We start from the raw sequence: 14,279 nt of genomic DNA, 5'->3' as shown, positions 1-14,279 counted from the left end.
GGGTGGTGCGGGCGGAGGCGACCGAGACCTGCTGGCCGACGATGGCGCGGACGGCCATCTCGAACCCGTCGACCGCTCGCGGGAGGCGGATGCCCGGCTCGGCGGCCACCACCGCCGCCAGGGCGGGGTCGTCGGCCAGCGTGCCGTCGACCGCCGTCGGGTCGGCGTCGAGGTCGAGCAGGCGGCGGCAGCGGGCCACCGCCGGGGCCAGATCGCGCATGTCGGTCAGGCGCAGCGTCGCCGCCACGTGCCCGTCCGCCGGGGTAAGGGCCGCCTCCCCGGCGCCGTGCGGCAGCCGCAGGCCCCGGCGGTACGTGCCGTCCCGCACCTCCTCCACGCCGGGCAGCGCGCGCAGCGCGAGGAAGTCCAGCAGCGCCCGCGCGTGCAGCGGCGGGCGGTACGCCAGCCGCAGCGTGATGGTGCCCGCCCCGCCCGGTGCCGGGCACCGCCCCAGGGCGGTACGCAGTTCCGACGGCGCGACCCCGTACACCTCGCGGACGGTGTCGTTGAACTGCCGGACGCTGCCGAACCCGGCGGCGAACGCGATCTCGGCCATCCCGAGGGCGGTCGTCTCGATCAGGGTGCGGGCGGTCTGGGCGCGTTGCGCCCGGGCCAGCGCCAGCGGTCCGGCGCCCATCTCCGCCCGTAGCATCCGGTGCAGATGGCGCTCGGTGTAGCCGAGCCGGGCGGCCAGCCCCGGGACGCCGTCCCGGTCCACCACGCCGTCGGCGATCAGCCGCATCGCCCGGCCCACCACGTCGGCCCGGACGTCCCACAGGGGCGAGCCGGGCGCGGCGTCCGGCCGGCACCGGCGGCAGGCACGCAGCCCGGCCCCCTGGGCTGCCGCCGCCGACGGGAAGAACCGGACGTTCTGCCGCTTCGGGGTCATCGCCGGGCAGGACGGCCGGCAGTAGATCCCGGTCGAGGTCACGCCGGTGTAGAACCACCCGTCGAACCGCTGGTCGCGGCTGTCGACGGCCCGGTAGCACCGTTCGAAGTCCAATTCCACGTCACCGATGATGCCCCTGCTCCGGGTCGTCGGCTCGCGGGAATCGGACGTGGCCGTGGACCCGTCACCCGGCGGGCCCGACCGGGCCCCTGCCCGGCAATCAGCCGTGGGCCCTGACCCGGCTCTCAGCCGTGCGCCCCGAGCGGGCCCCGGGCCGGCCACCAGCCGTGCGCCCCGCCCGGCTGTCGGCGGGTGCCCCGGCCAGGGGTCCCGCCCGGCTACCGGCGGATGCCCCGGCCCGGCTCCCCGGAGCGGGAAGTCCCCGATCGGGTCGGACCGCCCGCGCCGCTGACCAGTGACGGCAGTCGCCTCCGGCCGCCGGGGCCCGGGGCGCTGTCGAAAGTGTCGGTTGTGGCCGGTACCGTCCGCCCACCAACTCAAGAAGGGGTGCGGGCGATGGCGAGCGTGGCGGGTCGGGATGCGGCGTCGACACGGGACGGGCACCCCCCGCTGGACGACGCCGTGGTCCAGGGCTTCTACGACCGGATGCGCGCGGTCGCTCCGGCCGCGGTCGGTGCGATCGAGCGGGACCGGGCCGGCGACCCGGGCCGCGCCTTCGGTGACACCGCCTGCGGCCGGCTCGCCCGCTCGCTCGACGCGGATGGGCTCCGGGCGCTCGGCATGTGGGTGCACCACTGGTGCATGCGCTTCTACGACGACGACACCCGGGTGGCGTTGCGCCTGCTGCGGGAGATCGCCGGTCGCTCGGGGCTGGGCTGGACGGCCGACGAGGTGCGCTGGATGCTCCGCGAGTCGTACGCGGCCGGCCCGGCCGCCGCCGCCCGCTTCACGCTGCCGCTCGCCGCCGCCGGCGAGCTGGCGCCCGGTGCCCTGCGGATCGAGCCGACCATCCCTCGCCAGCCCGGCCCCCGGGACTGACCCGCCGCCCGGCGCGGCCCCGGGCGACGCGCCGAGCCCGGGCGCCGGGCCGCCGGACGCCACAGCGCACGTCGACCGGTGGCGTCGCGCGGGGGCAGCTGCCCGGCGACGGTGGCCCCGACCGCCAGGACGAAGCCGGTGAGCTGCCAGGCGGCCATCGCCTGCCCGAGCACCGCCCAGCCCAGCGCGGCGGCGGTGAGCGGGCTGAGCGCGCCGAGCAGGGAGACCTGGGTGACCGGCAGCCGCGCCGCGCCGCGGAACCAGAGCGTGTACGCCAGCGCCGTGCCGGCCAGGGCCAGCCAGGCGTACCCGGCCAGCGCCGGCAGGTCCGGCGTGGGCGGTGGCCCTTCGACCAGCAGGGCGGGCGGCACCGCCAGCAGTCCGCCGGCGGTGAGTTGCCAACCGGTGGCGGTCGCCGTGCCGACGCCCGGTGGGCGGCCCCAGCGGCGGGTCAGCACCAGCCCGGCGCCCATCGCGGCGGTGGCGGCCAGCCCGGCGGCGATGCCGACCGGGTCCAGCCCCGCGCCGGGGCGGAGCACGACCAGGGTGACGCCGGCCAGCGCCGCGAGCGCGGCGGCCAGCGCCCGGGGGCGGGGCCGCTCGGCGAGCACCAGCACGGTCAGTCCCGCCACCAGCAGCGGCTGGGTGGCGCCGAGCACCGCCGCGGTGCCGCCGGGCAGGCGGTACGCGGCGAGGAAGAGCAGCGGGAAGAACGCCCCGATGTTCAGCGCGCCGAGCACTGCGGCGCGCCACCACCACGTGCCGTGGGGGCGGTGCCGGGTCAGCGCGAGCAGCAGCAGGCCGGCGGGAAGGGCCCGGATCACACCGGACCACATCGGCCGGTCGGGCGGCAGCAGCTCGGTGGTGACCAGGTAGGTGCTGCCCCAGGCGGCCGGCGCGGCGGCGGTGAGCAGGGTGTCGGCCCAACGTCGGTCCATGACCCCTCCGTGAAACTCGCTGCTAAGTAGCTTACTGCTAAGCTACTTGATGTCGAGCGAAAGGGGGAGTGCGAGGTGCGGCACAATCCCGGTGTGACCGAGCGGGACGACGTGGACGGGATCGTCGAGCAGTGGCGGCGGGAACGGCCGGGTATGCGCCCCGAGCCGATGGCCGTGTTCGGCCGGATCTACCGGCTGGCCCGGCTGGTCGGCGACGAGCAGGAACGCACGTACGCTCGCTGGTCGATCAGCCGGGGCGAGTTCGACGTGCTGGCCGCCCTGCGCCGGGCCGGGGAGCCGTACACCCTGGCGCCGAAGGCACTCACCGCCTCCCTGATGCTCACCTCCGGCGGCATGACCGGCCGGCTGGACCGGTTGGAACGGGCCGGGCTGGTCCGCCGTTCACCCGACCCGACCGACCGGCGCGGGCTCCAGGTCACCCTCACCCCCGCCGGCCGGAAACTGGTCGAGGAGGCCGCCGACGCCGGGCTGGCCGTGCAGCGCCGGCTGCTCGACGCGCTGCCCGTGGAGGACCAGCAGCACCTAGCCGACCTCCTCCGCACCCTGCTGGCCGCGGTGTCCGACCGCGAGCGGTGACTGCCTGGCGATCCATGCCGCTCAGCAGCCCGCCATGCCGCCAGCGATCCCTGCCGGCTCGACCCGGATCAGGCGGCCCAGCAGCGGCCGCGAGCAGCGGCTGCGGCAGGATGGGCGGCGCCTCCGACGGAAGGACGACCGTGCCCGCCAGCGAACCGACCATCCTCGCCACCAGCATGGGCATCTACGCGCCGCGGGTCGAGGGCGCGCCCCGGCGGATCAACCCGGTCTTCGACCTCGCCGCCGAGCTGGCCAATGCCGGCGCGGAGCCGAAGGTCTGCTTCCTCAACCAGGCCGAGGGTGACCAGCCGAGCACGCTGACCCGGGTCTACGAGGCGTTCGCCGGCAGCCGGTTCCGGATGACCCACCTGGCGCTCTTCCCGATGCCGAACGTCGACGACATCCGCTCCCACCTGCTCGCCCAAGACGTGATCTGGGTCGGCGGCGGCAGCGTGGCCAACCTGTGCGCGGTGTGGCGGGTGCACGGCCTCGGCGACATCCTGCGCGAGTGCTGGGCGGCCGGCGTGGTGCTGGGCGGCGTCTCCGCCGGCTCCATCTGCTGGCACACCGGCGGCGCCACCGACAGTTTCGGCACCACCCTGCGCGGCTTCACCGACGGGCTGGGCTGGCTGCCCTACGGCAACGGCGTGCACTACGACAGCGAGGAGCAGCGCCGGCCGCTGATGCACCGGCTGGTCGGCGATGGCACGCTGCCGACCGCGCACTGCACCGACGACGGCACCGGGCTGCTCTACCGGGGCGAGCGGCTGGTCGAGGCGGTCGCGGACCGGGCGGGGGCGTCGGCGTACGAGGTCAGTCAGGGGCCGGACGGCAGCGTCCGGGAGACCCCGATCGGGCCGCGCCGGATCGGCTGAGTCAGCCCGCCGGGGGACGGCGCCGGCGGGCCGCGTCGAACACCTGGGCCAGCTCGGCGGCGTCCTCCCCGGCGTGGTGGGTGTGCGGCACGGCGGTCAGGCCCAGCTCCTGCTTGATGGCGTCCTGGCGGGTCTGCGCCCACTCGCAGCCGGTCAGCCCCATCCAGTAGCTGCGCAGGTCGACCCCGGAGCCGGTGGCGCCGAACGGGCTGTGCCCGGTGAACCGGGTGAAGTACCAGTGCACGAACATGCCATCCCAGACGGCCGGCGCGGCCAGGAACACCGGCCGGCCGACGGAGCGCAGCCCGTCGACCCACCGCTTGGCCGCGCGCATCGCCTCCTCAGCGGTCGGCGCCTCGCGCAGCAGCCGCTCCCGGTCCAGGCCGCTTACGGCGAGCGCGGCCGGCACGTACTCGTCGGAGATCGGCTTCAGCTCGGTGTAGAAGGTCAGCTCCGGGCGGCCGGCGACCGCCATGCCGAGCGAGATCATGCTGTACGGCCCGGGGAGCGGCCCGTCCGCCTCCACGTCCACGGCGACATACAGCTCCGGCAGCCGGCTCATCCCGCCTCCTCGCCTCGACCGGGGCAGGCTAGCAACGCCGGCCCGCCTCCGGCGTCCCGTTTCCCGGATGGCGTGCCGGGGCTGCCTGCCCCGGACCCGACGGCACCGGCGTAAGCTGGCTCGTCGTGAGTCTCACCATCGGCATCGTCGGCCTGCCCAACGTCGGCAAGAGCACCCTGTTCAACGCGCTGACCAAGAACGACGTGCTCGCGGCGAACTACCCGTTCGCCACCATCGAGCCCAACGTCGGCGTCGTCGGGCTGCCGGACGAGCGGCTGGACAAGCTCGCCGAGATCTTCAGCTCGCAGAAGGTGCTGCCCGCACCGGTGTCGTTCGTCGACATCGCCGGCCTGGTGCGCGGCGCCTCCAAGGGGCAGGGCCGGGGCAACGCGTTCCTGGCCAACATCCGGGACGCCTCGGCGATCTGCCAGGTGGTGCGGGCCTTCTCCGACCCGAACGTGGTGCACGTCGACGGCAAGGTCTCCCCGGCCGACGACATCGAAACGATCAACACCGAGCTGATCCTCGCCGACATCCAGACGCTGGAGAAGGCGGTGCCGCGGCTGGAGAAGGAGGCCAAGCTCCGCAAGGACCGCGTCGCCGCGCTGACCGCCGCGAAGCAGGCCGTCGAGCTGCTCGACACCGGCGTCACCCTCTACGCGGGGGCCAAGAGCGCCGGCATCGAGCTGGAGCACCTGCGCGAGCTGCACCTGCTCACCACCAAGCCGTTCCTGTACGTCTTCAACGTCGACGAGGCGGAGCTGGGCAACGCCGAGTTCCTCGACGAACTGCGCGCCCTGGTCGCCCCCGCCGAGGCGATCTTCATGGACGCCAAGATCGAGTCGGAGCTGGTGGACCTGCCCGAGGCGGAGGCCCGCGAACTGCTGGAGTCGATCGGGCAGAACGAGCCGGGCCTGGACCAGCTGGTCCGGGTGGGATTCCGCACGCTCGGGCTCCAGACGTACCTCACCGCCGGGCCCAAGGAGGCGCGGGCCTGGACCGTCCCGATCGGCGCGACCGCGCCGGAGGCCGCGGGGGTCATCCACTCCGACTTCCAGCGCGGCTTCATCAAGGCCGAGGTGGTCTCCTACGGCGACCTGGTCGCGGCCGGGTCGATGGCGGCGGCGAAGGCGGCCGGCAAGGTCCGCATCGAGGGCAAGGAGTACGTCATGCAGGACGGTGACGTGGTGGAGTTCCGCTTCAACGTCTGAGTCCCGCCTGTTCTCGCAGGTCAGGAGGTTGGTACCTCGCCCTGGGGCACACCGGGGGCACAGCCCCATGCCTCATCGACCGTCCGGCGGGTGCGTCCTCCGAGTCCGGCATCAGGTGCCCGTACGTCGACAGGACCAAGGTCGCGTTCTCGTACCCCAGCCGCTCGGCGACAGTGATGACCGACTCGCCCTGCTGATGTGCTCGAGGGAACTGGCGACCCTGCTACGAGACCGGTACCCGAGCGAGCCGGAAGCGATTTCTTACCTCGACGAGGTGCGAACCCTTAGCGCGAGCTAACGTCGCCGCTACCGTCTGCGTCTGCTCGGGTTGGGCGGCCACCGACACCAGGCCGGGGACGGCTCTCATGCCAGGACACCACTCGATTCGGGCGCCACATGTGAGTGCGCCCAACGGTGGCATCCGGCTCCGGCATCTGACCGCGTTCCCGGTAGTTCGTCACGGTCGCCACCTTGACACCGAGGTACGCGTTCAGGGCGGCCGAGAAGAACAAGCAGCTCGGTAGGTGTCGTAGCCGACCGAAGAGCTACTCGTAACGGACGAGTCACACCGAGTGGCATGGTTGCACCCGTAGCTCCGCCTAGCGGACTGGGGTATGTTGATCATCATCCGATGTGGATTTCAGGCGTCGGACAACTCTGTCCGTGCCGGAGTTTTGGAGGACTGTGTGCGTACCCTGGCACGACGACTGTCGACCTCGGTTCTCGCGGTAGCTGTCGCGGTGACGACGTTCGGATCGCCGGCCCACGCCGCGACGAACCCGTACACCCCGGCGGAAGCCTGCAACGCCGACTTCGGTGGCTCGTGGACCCAGGTCTCCGACGGTCACCGGTCGATCATCGCCGATGACGGCACCGACCTGGGCGACGTCTACCTGATGTACAACAACGCGACCGGGTACAACTGCGTCACCATGATCAAGGTGCGGGCCGCCGGAACGGCAACCAGTATCAGAGCCAGCATCAAGGTGGACGTGGAAGGTACTACGAGGGAATGGGTCTCCGACTCGGGCAGCTACAAGTACTACGCCGCGATTCAACGCTATGCACGGGACATGTGCGTCCAGTACGCGGGAGCTGCGCTGTACGGCGGGTATTGGCAGGGTAACGGCAGGTACACCTGGGGTAACTGCATCTGACGCGCCATGAGTTGCGGGTACGCGGCCACGGCCGCGTACCCGCAACCAGCGCAGCCTTCCCAGGTGGGTCGCGGCCGAGCCCGATCCGAAACACCTGACCTGCCGCACCCGGAAGCGCCATCGCAGTGGGGCCGAGGCCCTCGGGGAGTGGTTGGGGGCCGGTCAAGCCGGGGCGATCAGCGGGGCCGAGTAGCGGTACGAGCGGTACCGCTCAACGTCTGAATCCTCTGTGGGCGGGCCCGGCCGTGCGGCGGGAGCCTGTCGGCCGGGCGCGCCGCGTGGATCAGAACACGTTCACGTTGTACGCGTTGGCCGCTTCGCGTACGGGCTGGTAGAAGGTCGTGCCACCGGACCTGCAGTTACCACTGCCGCCCGAGGTGATGCCGAGCGCCTTGGAGCCGTCGTAGAGCGGGCCGCCGGAGTCGCCGGGCTCCGCGCAGACATTCGTCTGGATCATGCCCCGCACCGTGCCGCTGCCGACGTAGCGAACCGTGACGTTGAGCGCGGTAACCGTTCCGCTGTGGGTGCCGGTGGTCGATCCGGTGCGCTTGACCGACTCCCCGACATAGGCGTCCGCAACGGTGAATCCGCCGGGGTGGCTGAGCGAGGTGTTGTCGTAGCGAACCAGTGCGTAGTCGTTGCCCGGGAAGCTGGAGCCGACGGTCGGGCCGATGAGAGTGGTCTGCCTGGAGTTGGTGTACCAGGTGTTGGCCACGTCGCCGCAGTGCCCGGCCGTGAGGAAGTAGTAGGTGCCGCCGCTGACGACGTTGAAGCCGAGCGAGCAGCGGTAGCCGCCGCCGTAGATGGCGTCGCCGGCCGACAGTAGCCGGGTGAAGACGCCGGGGGAGCGCTGGACCTGGATCGCGCCGGCGTTGTCGCCGGCGCTCTGCCTGATCTTCGCGAGTTCGGCGCGGGAGACGGTGCTGTCGGCGGTCACGACGACGCGGTCGGATCTGGGGTCCACGTACCATGCGACGCCCTCGACGCCCGACCGCTCCACCGCGCCGCTCACGGCGGACAGTTGGCTGGCGCTGTACTCCTGAGCGGACGCGGCCGCGGCCGGCGGGGCGAAGGCTGCGGTGGCGAGCAGACCGACGGTCACCGCGAGCAGTCGGGCGGATCGGGACATGTGGCGGGCAGGGGGGCGAGTGGTTTTCACTGTCTCCTCCTCAGAGGCGAGAGGACCGGTGGGTGGAGGTCCCGTGTCGTCAGGAGTCGCGCCAACGGGTCATTGGTCTCGCTTCCCGACAACATTCAGTGAGTATCGGCGTGCATCGATCTACGTGCAAGGGGGGATCAGGGATCGCGACCGGACAGCAGTCCGGCGCGGCCTTCACGCAGGCACCGTGCTCCCGGGTGGACCTGCGGCGCCGGGTCTTCTGTGACACCCTGCTGCCCGGGGGGGCGCTGCGCTCCGCGCCGACCACGACGGCCCCTGCACACTCCGCCCGCCAAGATTCTGAGGGCCCGCCGGTCCGGAACCGGGCCCTCCGTTCGTCACCCTGGTGAACACCCGACACCGAGGAGCGATCGATGAAGTACCTGATGTTCGTCTGCACCGACACCGCGCCGGACACCGACCGGTCCGACTGGCCGGACGTGGAGGCGTGGGTCGCGGAGAACGACCGGCGTGGCCGGCGCCTCGACGGGAACGCCCTGGCCGGGACGTCGGCGGCCACCACGGTCCGGGTCCGCAACGGGGAACTGCTGGTCTCCGACGGCCCGTTCGCCGAGACCAAGGAGATGATCGTGGGTTACGACCTGCTGGAGTGCGCCGACCTGGACGAGGCGATCGAGGTGGCCCGTGCCCACCCGATGGCCCGGGAGGGGCGGATCGAGCTGCGGCCCTTCATGGACCTGGATGACTGACCAGGTCGCGGTGGCGACGGCCGCGCAGGCCGTCGCCACCGCCAGCACCGGGTCGTACGCGCGGATCGTCGCCACCCTGATCCGGGTGACCGGGGACTGGACTCTCGCCGAGGACTGCGCCCAGGAGGCCCTCGCGCTCGCGTTGCAGCGGTGGCCGGCGGAGGGCGTGCCCGCCAACCCGGGCGGCTGGCTGATGACGGTGGCCCGCAACCGGGCGATCGACGTGCTGCGGCGCGCCACGGTCGAGCGGCGCAAGCTGCGGGACCTGGCGGTGCTCGCGCCGACCGAACCGGACCGGGCGGCCGTGGGGGAGGAGGAGATCGTGGACGACCGGCTGCGGCTCATCTTCACCTGCTGCCACCCGGCCCTCGCGCTGGAGGCGCGGGTCGCCCTGACGCTCCGTACCGTCTGCGGGGTGCCGACCGCGGACATCGCACGGGCGTTCCTGGTCGCCGAGTCGACGATGACCCGCCGGCTGACCCGGGCCAAAACGAAGATCGCGGACGCCCGCATCCCGTACCGGGTGCCGAGCGGCCCGATGCTCGCCGAGCGGCTCCCCGGGGTGCTCGCCGTGCTGTACCTGCTCTTCACCCGTGGCTACGACGCCGACGGTGAACCGGCCTTCGCCACCGAGGCGATCCGCCTGGCCCGCCTGCTCGACCGGCTGCTGCCGGGGCACTCCGAGGTGGCCGCGCTGCTCGCCCTCTTCCTCCTCCAGCACTCCCGCCGGCACGCCCGGCGCGACTCCGCCGGCAACCTGCTCACCCTCGACAAGCAGGACCGGCGGCTGTGGGATCACGCGGCGATCGCGGAAGCCGTCGACCTTCTGGCCCGGACCCGGCCGGACGGCCCGTACGCCCTCCAGGCCCGGATCGCCGCCTGCCACGCCACCGCGCCGTCCGTCGAGGCCACCGACTGGCCGGCCGTCGCCCGGGCGTACGACCGGCTGGCGACCGTGCAGCCGTCACCGGTGATCGAGCTGAACCGCGCCGTCGCGCACGGCTACGCGCACGGCCCGGCGGCGGGGCTGGCGCTGCTCGCCGTGGCCCGGGCCGGCGGGGCGCTGGACGGCTACCCGCTCGCCGTGGCCGCGGAGGCCGACCTGACGGCCCGGCAGGGTGACCGGGCCCGGGCCGCCGCCCTGTTCCGGCGGGCCGCCGACGCGCACACCGGGGCCGAGCGCCGTGCTCTGCTCGACCGCGCCGACGAGTTCAGCTGATGTGGTGCAGGATCACGTTGTGGACGTGGTGGCTCTTCTGGGCACCGCGGAACTCCACCTCGTAGGTGTGGGTGCCGACGTGGATGGCGATGGCGCCGGTGGAGAAAAACGAACCGCCCCACGACTTGTTGCTGACCACGCTGACGCTGGTGATCTTCGAGTACGGGATGCTGGTGATCGCGTACCGCTTGCCGATGAAGGAGCGGTCCTGGATGATCACGCGCCGGTCGGTCAGGCCGATGAAGCCGGTGCCGGTGCCGACGGCGTCGTAGACGGCGATGATGTGTTCCCCGTCGAGCAGGCCACTCTGGATCTGTTGGAACTGCTCCTTGCGGTCGTACGTCGCGTTGGCCATGCCTCCACGGTAGGTCGGGCCCGCCAGCCGCAAGATCACCCGTTGCGGCGGGCGACGACGAGGAGTTCCCCGTCGCCCCGGCCGACCGGCTCCCGGCGCCAGCCGCCGTGCACGTGCTCGACCGTGAAACCGGCCGCCCGCAGCGACCCGCGCAGCTCCCCCTCGGTGCGGAAGCGCAGGGTGGCCGAGCTGAGCAGCTCCTCGCCGTCTCCGAAGAGGTAGTGGTGGGTGAAGCTGACGGTGTGGCCGACCTCGACGGCGGTCACCTCCGTCCAGGCGTGCACCACGCTGCCGTCCGGCATCGCGATCCGGCGCGGCGAGTCCACCGGGTTCCACCGTTCCCACCGCCGGTCCGCCGGGTCGCGCGAGTCGAAGGCCAGCCGGCCGCCGGGCACCAGGGCCCGGTGCAGGTCGGCGAGGGTACGCGCCCACTCGGCGTCGTCGACGAGGAACTGCGCCACGTGGCTGGTCAGCACCGCCACGTCGAACGACCGGGCCGACGCCGCCCCCGAGGTGCCCTCAATCCAGGTCACCCGATCGGCGCCCGGTTTGCCGCGGGCGGCGTCCAGCGACGGGCGGGCGGGGTCGATCCCGGTGACGGTGTGCCCGGCCGCGGCCAGGCCGAGCGTGAGCCGCCCGGTCCCGCACCCCAGGTCGAGCACCCGGGCCCGCGGCGTCTCGCCGGCCAGGGCGAGGAACCAGTCGTCGTCACGCGACCAGGGGCACTCGGCGTCGTACACCTGGACCAGCCGTGGATGGTGGAACTCCCCGTGCCGCATCGGCGCAGGTTAGCCAGCTACGGCGGCCGGGGCGAATGGATTCGCGTCGGTGGCGGCCCGGACGAACTCGCGGACCCGGGCGGTGGTGTTGCTCTCCCGCCACACCAGGCCGCGCAGGATCGGCGGGGCGTCGCGGATCGGCACGTACGCCACGTCGGGGCGGGGGTAGTAGCGCCGGGTGTGCTCGCCCACCGGCAGCACCCCACGGCCCATCGCGACCAGCGTCAGCATCTCCGAGAACGTGTTGCCGACCGGCCCCCTCGTCACCGGACGGCCGGATGGGGTGTGCTCCGGCGTGCGGTCGCGCTTGAATCCCGCCGAGGTCACCGCCGGGTACTGCACCACCGGGTGGTCGGCGAGCACCTCCAGGGAGACGGACTCCTCGCCGGCCAGCGGGTGGGTGGCGGCCACCGCGAGTACCCGGGCCTCCGACAGCAGCGGCGGGCCACAGGCCATCCCGTCGAAGGGGTACGCGGCGATGAGGATGTCGATCGAGCCGTCCGCCAGGCTCGGTCGGGAGTTGAACAGCTGCACCTCGTGCACGTCGACCTGGCACTCGGGATGGCGGCGGGTGAACAGGTCGACGGCCTTGAGCAGCACCGGTGCGGTCCACTCGCCGAGGAAGGCGACCCGCAGCCGGCCGGTGACGCCGCGTCCCGCCTCGACGGCCCGGCGTACCGCCTCGTCCATGCCGGCGACCAGCGGTGCCAGGTCGTCGGCGAGCTGCCGGCCGATGGGGGTGAGCTGCACGACCCGGCTGGTACGCGCGAACAGCGGCGCGCCGATCCGGCGCTCCAGCTTCTTGATCACATGGCTGACCCGCCCGGTGGTTACCCGCAGGCGCTCGGCCGTGCGGCCGAAGTGCAGCTCCTCGGCGAGGGTCAGCAAGGTCTCGACCTCGTACCGTTCCAGCACGTCCCGTCCCATCGTTGACTCCGGCTCAACGATGGTAGTGCGATCGTGGCTTGGTCGGCGCCACCGGCCGGCGGATCGTGAAGGGCATGAACACGACGACACTCACCGACCATTTGGCCGGGCTCGACGGCCCGCTGCGCGAGATCGCGGAGAAGCTCCGCACCGTCATCGAGGCGGCGCTGCCGGGCGCCACCGGCGCCGTCTGGCACGGCCACCCGGTGTGGGGCCTCGGCGACACGCCGGGCCGCACCCCGATCTGCCTGGTCGAGGCGTACGGGTCGTACCTCACCTTCGGGTTGTGGCGCGGTCAGGAGGTCGACGACCCGTCCGGACGGCTCGTTCCGGGCGCCCGGCGGATGGCGGCGGTGAAGCTGCGTACCGTCGCCGACGTCGACCCAGCCCTGTTCACCGACTGGCTGCGCCAGGCGTACGAGCGGGAGGCGCGGTGAGCGGCGTGCGGGTCACCGGCTTCGACCATCTGGTGCTCAACGTCTCCGACGTCGAACGCGCGCTGGGGTTCTACTGCGGCCAGCTCGGTCTGGCCCCGGTCCGGGTCGACGAGTGGCGGGCCGGCACGGTGCCCTTCCCGTCGGTGCGGGTCAGCCCGGAGACCATCATCGACCTGATCCACGGCGAGCGGGGCGGGGCCAACGTCGACCACTTCTGCCTGGTGGTCGCACCGCTGGACTGGCAGCGGGTGATCGACTCCGGTGCCTTCACCGTCCTGGAGGGGCCGGTGGGCCGGTTCGGCGCCCGGGGGAGCGCCACCTCGGTCTACGTACGCGACCCGGACGGCAACTCTGTCGAACTGCGCTGGTACCCGCAGGACGCCGACGGCTGAGCGGGCGGCACCCGTCCGGTGCGCCCGACGGGTGCGAGCTCGTTTACCCCACCCGGGGGCCGCCTGTCGGCCGAACCTCCACCGATGTCCCAGCCGGGCAGGAAGAACGCGACGGAGACCTTGGCACCCGGCCGCCCGTGCCGTCAGGACGGGCGAGCGTGGTCAGGATTCGGTGACGGCGCGGTAGGCGTCCTCGATGCGCGCGGCCAGCAGGACCTCGCCCTCGGTCAGCGGGGCGTTGCCGTGCCCGACGCGGATCTGGGTGCGGTCGGCGCGGCGGCTGATCTCGGGGCGCAGGTGCAGCGCGTCCGCGACCACCTTCACCCGCTCGGTGAGGGCGGCGTGCTGCGTGTCGTCGATCACCAGGGTGCGCCGGATCCGCTCGCCCTCCCGGACCCAGCCGGTCAGCAGGGCGAGCGCGTCGCTGAGGTAGTCGCGCTTCGCCCGGCCGCTGAACAGCACGCGCATCACCGCACCTCCCAGGCGTCGTTGCCGGCTTGTGGCCAAATCGTCGCCATCCCGTGTCTTGTCGGTGCCCTCTAGTCTTGCGTCGCACGGGGGGTGTGTCCACGCCCACACTTCCGTGTTCTCCTGCCCTGACGGTCGGCCACGGTACCCAAACCGCCGATTGATCTGGCACGCTGGACGGCCGTGCGAACCGAACGGGCTAACGACGGCGGGCACGCCGAGCGACGGGATCCGAAGGTGATCGTCGGGGCGGCGATCATCCGGGATGGGCGGGTGCTCGCCTGCGCCCGCTCGGCGCCGCCCGAGGTGGCGGGCATGTGGGAGTTCCCCGGTGGCAAGGTCGAGCCGGGCGAGAGCGAGACCGCGGCACTGGCCCGGGAGTGCGCGGAGGAACTGGCCGTCCGTGTGGAGATCGGCGAGCGGGTCGGGCGTAACGTCCGGATGGCCCACGGCCGTTCGGTGCTCAAGGTGTACGTGGCCCGCCTGCTGCACGGCGAACAGCCGCAGGCGCTGGAGCACTCGGCGCTGCGCTGGCTCTCCGCCGCCGAACTGGACTCGGTCACCTGGCTCCCCGCCGACGCCCCGATCGTCGCCGCCCTCCGTCC

The 14,279-nt window shown here is 72.9% G+C and carries 17 protein-coding genes and 1 pseudogene; 10 read left to right on the top strand and 8 right to left on the bottom strand.

The features are described from left to right. The coding region (locus C1I99_RS20410) for a bifunctional transcriptional activator/DNA repair enzyme AdaA (protein WP_111135824.1) at positions 1 to 1,009 on the bottom strand (1,009 nt) is incomplete at its 3' end. Positions 1,010 to 1,405: 396 nt separating this feature from the next. Between C1I99_RS20410 and C1I99_RS34105 the strand changes: the two genes are divergently transcribed. Then, the gene (locus C1I99_RS34105; protein WP_233512605.1) at positions 1,406 to 1,888 is read left to right on the top strand and encodes a hypothetical protein; all 483 of its coding nucleotides are present in this window, start codon (positions 1,406 to 1,408) and stop codon (positions 1,886 to 1,888) included. 170 nt (positions 1,889 to 2,058) lie between these two features. Here C1I99_RS34105 and C1I99_RS20405 read toward each other — a convergent pair. Then, positions 2,059 to 2,826 (bottom strand): annotated as a pseudogene (locus C1I99_RS20405) (EamA family transporter); the annotation flags it as partial. A 93-nt stretch (positions 2,827 to 2,919) separates the two neighbouring features. On the opposite strand from C1I99_RS20405, the gene C1I99_RS20400 reads away from it, so the two are divergent. Together C1I99_RS20400 and C1I99_RS20395 are read left to right on the top strand one after the other, a co-directional pair. Further along, complete coding sequence (locus C1I99_RS20400) at positions 2,920 to 3,423, top strand: MarR family winged helix-turn-helix transcriptional regulator (RefSeq protein WP_233512604.1); 504 nt, start codon at positions 2,920 to 2,922, stop codon at positions 3,421 to 3,423. Positions 3,424 to 3,533: 110 nt separating this feature from the next. After that, positions 3,534 to 4,298 carry a Type 1 glutamine amidotransferase-like domain-containing protein gene (locus tag C1I99_RS20395; RefSeq protein WP_199562304.1) on the top strand — a complete coding sequence of 255 codons (765 nt, stop codon included), beginning with the start codon at positions 3,534 to 3,536 and terminating at the stop codon, positions 4,296 to 4,298. Position 4,299: 1 nt separating this feature from the next. Here C1I99_RS20395 and C1I99_RS20390 read toward each other — a convergent pair whose 3' ends face one another. Then, positions 4,300 to 4,860 carry a 3'-5' exonuclease gene (locus C1I99_RS20390; RefSeq protein WP_111135815.1) on the bottom strand — a complete coding sequence of 187 codons (561 nt, stop codon included), beginning with the start codon at positions 4,858 to 4,860 and terminating at the stop codon, positions 4,300 to 4,302. Positions 4,861 to 4,985: 125 nt separating this feature from the next. On the opposite strand from C1I99_RS20390, the gene ychF reads away from it, so the two are divergent. Further along, positions 4,986 to 6,071, top strand: a complete 1,086-nt coding sequence (gene ychF, locus C1I99_RS20385; protein WP_111135814.1) for a redox-regulated ATPase YchF — start codon at positions 4,986 to 4,988, stop codon at positions 6,069 to 6,071. 740 nt (positions 6,072 to 6,811) lie between these two features. Beyond that, positions 6,812 to 7,228, top strand: a complete 417-nt coding sequence (locus tag C1I99_RS20370; protein WP_111135812.1) for a hypothetical protein — start codon at positions 6,812 to 6,814, stop codon at positions 7,226 to 7,228. A 283-nt stretch (positions 7,229 to 7,511) separates the two neighbouring features. On the opposite strand, the gene C1I99_RS20365 is transcribed toward C1I99_RS20370, so the two are convergent. After that, positions 7,512 to 8,357 (bottom strand): S1 family peptidase, encoded by an 846-nt coding sequence (locus tag C1I99_RS20365; RefSeq protein ID WP_111135811.1) that lies wholly within the window; start codon positions 8,355 to 8,357, stop codon positions 7,512 to 7,514. 404 nt (positions 8,358 to 8,761) lie between these two features. Between C1I99_RS20365 and C1I99_RS20360 the strand changes: the two genes are divergently transcribed. Together C1I99_RS20360 and C1I99_RS20355 are read left to right on the top strand one after the other, a co-directional pair. Beyond that, positions 8,762 to 9,097, top strand: coding sequence for a YciI family protein (locus C1I99_RS20360; protein ID WP_111135810.1), 336 nt, complete (start codon positions 8,762 to 8,764; stop codon positions 9,095 to 9,097). Then, positions 9,090 to 10,316, top strand: coding sequence for an RNA polymerase sigma factor (locus C1I99_RS20355; protein ID WP_111135809.1), 1,227 nt, complete (start codon positions 9,090 to 9,092; stop codon positions 10,314 to 10,316). The genes C1I99_RS20360 and C1I99_RS20355 overlap by 8 nt, the downstream gene beginning before the upstream one ends. On the opposite strand, the gene C1I99_RS20350 is transcribed toward C1I99_RS20355, so the two are convergent. Genes C1I99_RS20350 through C1I99_RS20340 form a run of 3 tightly spaced genes read right to left on the bottom strand, consistent with a single transcriptional unit; the run spans position 10,309 to position 12,365 of the window. Further along, complete coding sequence (locus tag C1I99_RS20350) at positions 10,309 to 10,671, bottom strand: PH domain-containing protein (protein WP_111135822.1); 363 nt, start codon at positions 10,669 to 10,671, stop codon at positions 10,309 to 10,311. The two genes, C1I99_RS20355 and C1I99_RS20350, sit on opposite strands and share 8 nt — an antisense overlap. A gap of 35 nt (positions 10,672 to 10,706) precedes the next feature. Next, positions 10,707 to 11,450, bottom strand: coding sequence for a class I SAM-dependent methyltransferase (locus C1I99_RS20345; RefSeq protein ID WP_111135808.1), 744 nt, complete (start codon positions 11,448 to 11,450; stop codon positions 10,707 to 10,709). A 9-nt stretch (positions 11,451 to 11,459) separates the two neighbouring features. Continuing rightward, entirely contained in the window at positions 11,460 to 12,365 is a 906-nt protein-coding gene (locus C1I99_RS20340) for a LysR family transcriptional regulator (RefSeq protein ID WP_111135821.1), read from the bottom strand. Between the two features lie 86 nt (positions 12,366 to 12,451). Between C1I99_RS20340 and C1I99_RS20335 the strand changes: the two genes are divergently transcribed. After that, complete coding sequence (locus tag C1I99_RS20335) at positions 12,452 to 12,814, top strand: DUF1801 domain-containing protein (protein WP_111135819.1); 363 nt, start codon at positions 12,452 to 12,454, stop codon at positions 12,812 to 12,814. Next, positions 12,811 to 13,206: a VOC family protein gene (locus tag C1I99_RS20330; protein ID WP_199562302.1), complete on the top strand. Its 396-nt coding sequence runs from the start codon at positions 12,811 to 12,813 to the stop codon at positions 13,204 to 13,206. Before C1I99_RS20335 ends, C1I99_RS20330 begins: the two co-directional genes overlap by 4 nt. A 162-nt stretch (positions 13,207 to 13,368) precedes the next feature. Here C1I99_RS20330 and C1I99_RS20325 read toward each other — a convergent pair whose 3' ends face one another. Next, entirely contained in the window at positions 13,369 to 13,674 is a 306-nt protein-coding gene (locus C1I99_RS20325; RefSeq protein ID WP_111135807.1) for a 4a-hydroxytetrahydrobiopterin dehydratase, read from the bottom strand. Between the two features lie 183 nt (positions 13,675 to 13,857). Between C1I99_RS20325 and C1I99_RS20320 the strand changes: the two genes are divergently transcribed. Further along, on the top strand, positions 13,858 to 14,279 hold a 422-nt coding region (locus C1I99_RS20320; protein WP_111135818.1), incomplete at its 3' end, for a (deoxy)nucleoside triphosphate pyrophosphohydrolase.

Origin of the sequence: Micromonospora deserti (assembly GCF_003236335.1) — a bacterium.
GTDB lineage: Bacteria > Actinomycetota > Actinomycetes > Mycobacteriales > Micromonosporaceae > Micromonospora > Micromonospora deserti.
The sequence above is the reverse complement of the archived record's forward strand: the minus strand, read 5'-3'. Positions and strand labels throughout refer to the sequence as shown.